The organism is Arthrobacter sp. CMU6, assembly GCF_059090205.1.
Genome location: NZ_JBNHFL010000064.1, coordinates 1 through 4900, shown reverse-complemented (window position 1 = coordinate 4900; position 4900 = coordinate 1). Strand labels below are relative to the sequence as shown.

The following is a 4900-nucleotide window of genomic DNA, read 5'->3' as shown; positions in this document are numbered from 1 at the left end:
GGTCACCCTCACCCTCACGGCGCGGACGATCCGAGAACGGCTTACGCTCACCGCCACCAAAACCACGGCGGTCACCCTCACCCTCACGGCGCGGACGGTCACCAAACGGCTTACGCTCACCGCCACCAAAACCACGGCGGTCGCCGTCGCCCTCGCCGCGCGGACGGCCACCAAACGGCTTACGGTCACCGCCACCAAAACCACGGCGGTCGCCGTCGCCCCCACGGGCGCGGAAGCCCCGCGGATCCCCGCCGGAGTTGTTGGTCCCCCTAAACGGGCCCCCCTGCCGTCCCCGGTTGCTTCCCGAGTCCCCCCGGTCGTTTCCGCCGCGGTAACCGCCGCCTTTGTGCTCAGCCATGGTGGATTCCTCCTGTAGTGAGCCGACCACTGGCGCGATGTGCAGCCGCTCTTATCCGTGTTTGGTTGTCCTGCGCGACCCGTGGTGAAGCATCCGGTGTCCGCATATCTCTAGCAATTCTAGGTGAGAGCCGGTGCCCGCCACTAACGCCGAGGGCCTGCAACAGGCTGGCGTGTGCATCCTCACAGGGCCGTGGGCCACTCCATCTGTTGCCGGCCGGGGAGCTTATTCGTGCTTCGGGGCGTCCGGGGAGCTTATTCGTGCTTCGGGGCGTCCGGCAGAGTGCAACAGCCCACAGGAAAAATCCAAGGAGGCGTGGCAAGACTGGCCCTACAGCATCCGCCGAGGGGGAACCATGAAGAAATCACGGACGAAGCCGGTGGCCGCTGCTGCCATGGTCCTGGGCTGCGGGCTACTGGCATTGTTCGCTGCCTATTTGCCTGAGGCGGGCAAAGAAGCAGCACTCCTGGACCGGACCGGCGCGGCGGTCATCTGGGGGCTTCCTGTTGCCAAACTTGTTTTCAATGTCGCGGCTGCCGGGACCGTAGGGCCACTTGTCCTTGCGCTCTTTGCCCTCCCCCCGAGGGGAAAATCGTTCTCGAAGGCACTCGTCCTGGCCGGGATCTCCGCCGTGCTGTGGACAGCCGCCGCCGCGGCGATCAGCGTCCTCACCTTCCACTCGCTGGCTAACCTGCCACTGTTTTCGGAAGGATCCGGAGCCATCTTCGTCAGTTTCCTGACGGACGTCGATGCCGGGCGGAGAAACGCTCTGACGGTCGTGATTACGGCAGCCGTGGCGCTCCTGTGCTTCGGAATCCAGAGCCAGCGGGCTGTTGCGGTCACGGCTGTGCTGGCTTCCACGGGGCTGGTACCGCTGGCGCTAAACTCGCATGCCGCGGGCGGTGCCAGCCACGCCGACAGTACGGTTCCGGTGGTCATGCACATGGCCGCCGCAGCCGTCTGGATCGGTGGCCTGGCGACGCTCGTCCTGCTGCGGCGGACCCTGGGAACGGAGCTACTGGCCGCGGTGCGGCGTTACTCCACGTTGGCGCTGCTATCATTCCTTGGCCTGGCGATCTCGGGCGTGGCAGCCGGAGTGACAGGCATCGGAGCCCTTGACGGTCTGGCCACGCAGTACGGCCTGATCCTGTTGGCCAAGACCGCAATTCTGGGGGCTCTGGGCATATTCGGGGTCCTCCACCGAAAGTGGATCCTCAAGAAGTTGGAATCGGTCCCAAGCCGTGCACGGAGCATCTTCTCAGCTCTGGCGGTGGCCGAGCTTGCCGTCATGGCAGCCGCATCCGGACTTGCGGCCGCCTTGGCACGCACCCCGCCTCCAACGGTCTCGCAGGCAGCACCCGCCCCGGTGTTCCTGCGTCTTCCGGAATTTATGGACGTGGTCAGCAACTGGAAGCCGGATGCACTGTGGATCTTCCTCTGCGCCGGCGGTCTGTTCCTGTATGCGGCCGGAGTGTGGCGCATCAGGAGTCGGGGCGGGTTCTGGCCTGCATACCGCACGGGTCTGTGGGCGGCTGGGGTCGGACTGCTGTTCCTGGTCACCAACGGAGGACTCCGCGTTTACCAGGAGTACCTGATCAGTGCGCATGTCACGACGCAAATGCTCCTTATGGCTGTCGTTCCGCTCCTGTTGGTTCCGGGTGCCCCGCTGACGTTGGCCAGGCTCGCCGCTGCGCCAAGGCAGGACGGGACTATGGGCGGCGCGGATATTCTCACGTTGATGCTGCGGCCCGGCTTGAGTGCTACGTCGGCGCCCTATATGGCGGCCGCTGGCCTGGCCGCCGTGCAGGCCGTCCTGTACTACACGCCCCTACTGGAGTACTCGTCACGCACCCAGTTCGGCTACCAGGCCATGGCCCTGTTGGCGTTGCTCTCCGGCTGCCTGTTCAACGTTTCCCTTGCCCGGCCCAGCGACGGCGGCCCAGGATTGTCACGGGCCGCCAGGCTGGTGACCATTGCTGCCGTGGCTGCCCTCTACGCTGCGCACGGTTGGGCCCTCGCTCAGCAGGCAGACCAGCTTCCCGATTCACGGCGGCAGGAATGGCTAATCAGCGTAGGCCAGCCCTGGGACCAGCCGCTCCTGGCGGTCGTAGAGCCGGCGGGCATGGCCATGTGGACCATCGGGGCCGGCGCGCTTCTAGCAGCGGCAGCGATTGTGGTGTCCACGTCCCGCCGACGCCGTGACCCGGCCGCACGGAACGGTTCCGCTGCCGAGCGCGCCCAAGACCTTGTGATGTCCTCCGAGCCCTGATGGGCCCGCTCCCCCTGGGCGGGCGTCCCGTGGGTGGTTTCCACCCAAAGAAGGCCGCCGCCAGCCCTGACTCCCTCAAGGTTTCCGCAGGGTAGCTAATACATCCTTCAACTAAATCAATTGGACTTTCTAGTGACGTCGGAGGTAGTCGTGTCAGTTACACGCCGTCAGGCATTGCAAATCGGTGGGGTAGGGATCATCGGCGCCTTTGGGCTGGCTGTCCCCTTGACTTCGGTCAACGCCAAGTCGGCAAGTCAGCTGGCGTCCCGCAACATGCCCAAGCCCTATCAGCGGACGCTACCCATTCCTGAAGTGCTCAAGCCTGCAAGTACCACTCTGGACGCCGACGGCAACAAGCGGCACTTGTACAAGATCGAACAGAAAGCCGCCCTGGCCAACATCGTGCCTGGCCTGAGCACACCGATCCTCGGTTACAACGGGACATTTCCGGGGCCGACCATCAAGGTGAACCAGGGCGAACGCATCACTCTGGAGATGGACAATGTGTTGCCTCTGTTCCACCCGCAGTGGGGGTATCGGCTTGACACCTCGACCCACCTGCACGGGTCGGCGTCGCTGCCGCAGTTCGACGGCTACGCCAACGACCTCACCGGCCGGGACTACTGCAAGGATTATGAGTACCCCAATTTCCAGCCGGCGCGGACCCTCTGGTACCACGACCACGCCGTCCACAATACGGGCCAGAGCGTCTACTCCGGCCTCGCCGCCCAATACCACTTGCACGACGAAGTGGAAGGCAACATTCTTCCCCAGGGAAAGTTCGACGTACCGCTCACGGTTTCCGACGCCATGTTCGCCGCCAACGGCTCCCTCGGCTACAACGACAACACCCACTCCGGCCTGTGGGGCGACGTCATCCTCGTCAACGGAGCTCCTTGGCCGGTGATGAAGGTCCAGCGAAGGATCTACCGCTTCCGTATTCTCAATGCCTCCATTGCGCGTTCCTACCGCTTCTCCCTGAGCACAGGAGACGCAATGACTATCGTCGCAACGGACGGCGGCCTGATGCCAGCCGCCCAGCAGGTAACCAACTGGCGTCACGGCGGCGCCGAGCGCTACGAAGTCCTCATCGACTTTTCGAAGTATCCCGTTGGCAAGCGGGTCGAATTGCGCAACCTGTCCAACAAGAACAATGTGGACTACGACTTCACCAACAGAGTCATGGCCTTCGACGTGACGGACGAGCCGGTGGACACGTCCGGTCCCGGCGCCAGGGTGCTGCCGACACTTCTCGCCCCGAGCACGGCCATGAGCCTGAAGACGTCGGACTCTGTAAAGACCAGGCGCATGCGCGTAAAGCGGGACCTGGACGTCTGGACAATCGGCGGCATGACGTGGGACGAGGTGGTCGAGAGTGGCTACAAGAAGGTCCTCGCCGATCCCGACCTCAACGACGTGGAAATCTGGGAAATAGAAAACAGCTCGGGAGGATGGTTCCATCCGGTCCACATCCACCTGGTGGACTTCCAGATCCTTAGCCGCAACGGGCAGGCACCCTTCGTCCACGAGCGGGGGCCGAAGGACGTGGTCTACGTGGGCGAGGGCGAAACGGTCCGGCTGCTCATGAAGTTTGAGCATCACCGCGGCAGGTACATGATCCACTGCCACAACCTGCCCCACGAGGACCATGACATGATGGCCCAGTTCAGCGTCGGCATCGACACGAACGACGTCGATCCGAATCATCCAGTGGAAGCTGTCCGGCCCCACCCGATCAACCAGCCTGCGCCCGCACAGGGGACGACGGAAACGCCGGCACCACAGACCAGCCAGTCAGCAGAGGCAGCCGCACCGGTAACGACGACTCCGGCCACCTCAACGGCCACGGCCTCACCGTCGCCAGCCCCGGCTGCCGCCCCAGTAGGACAGAAAGACGTCGTGGCCTTTACCACCGCCCGGCACCGTCTGAACAAGGACATGACGTTCAGCGGGACTTCCAAGTTCGCCGGCTCGACGGCGGCAACATCGGCCACCGTCGTACTGTTCGACGTAACGCCGGGGCGTGCCGCCACGCGCCTGGGAACCGTGAAGGCAAACTCTCTGGGGACCTGGACACTGGCGGTCAAGCCCGGACCCACCAGGCAGGTCACCGCCGTCAAGGCCGAATCCAGCGTAGGCGGGACAGCGACGACGAGCGTCAGGACCAGCTGAGCGGGTGGTTTAAATGCGGGAGAGCCCCAACCAGGAACTGGTTGGGGCTCTCGACCTTTTTTAATGGTTGTCCGGCGGTGACCTACTCTCCCACACCCTCC

At 64.2% G+C, this 4900-nt stretch carries 3 protein-coding genes; all 3 read left to right on the top strand.

From position 1 onward, the window contains the following. Positions 1-376: hypothetical protein (locus AC5RWD_RS22975; protein WP_494022230.1), on the top strand; the 376-nt coding region annotated here is incomplete at its 5' end. Positions 377-713: 337 nt separating this feature from the next. Further along, positions 714-2627 (top strand): bifunctional copper resistance protein CopD/cytochrome c oxidase assembly protein, encoded by a 1914-nt coding sequence (locus AC5RWD_RS22970; protein ID WP_494022229.1) that lies wholly within the window; start codon positions 714-716, stop codon positions 2625-2627. A gap of 225 nt (positions 2628-2852) precedes the next feature. Further along, complete coding sequence (locus AC5RWD_RS22965) at positions 2853-4799, top strand: multicopper oxidase family protein (RefSeq protein ID WP_494022228.1); 1947 nt, start codon at positions 2853-2855, stop codon at positions 4797-4799. The last annotated feature ends 101 nt before the right edge of the window (positions 4800-4900 follow it).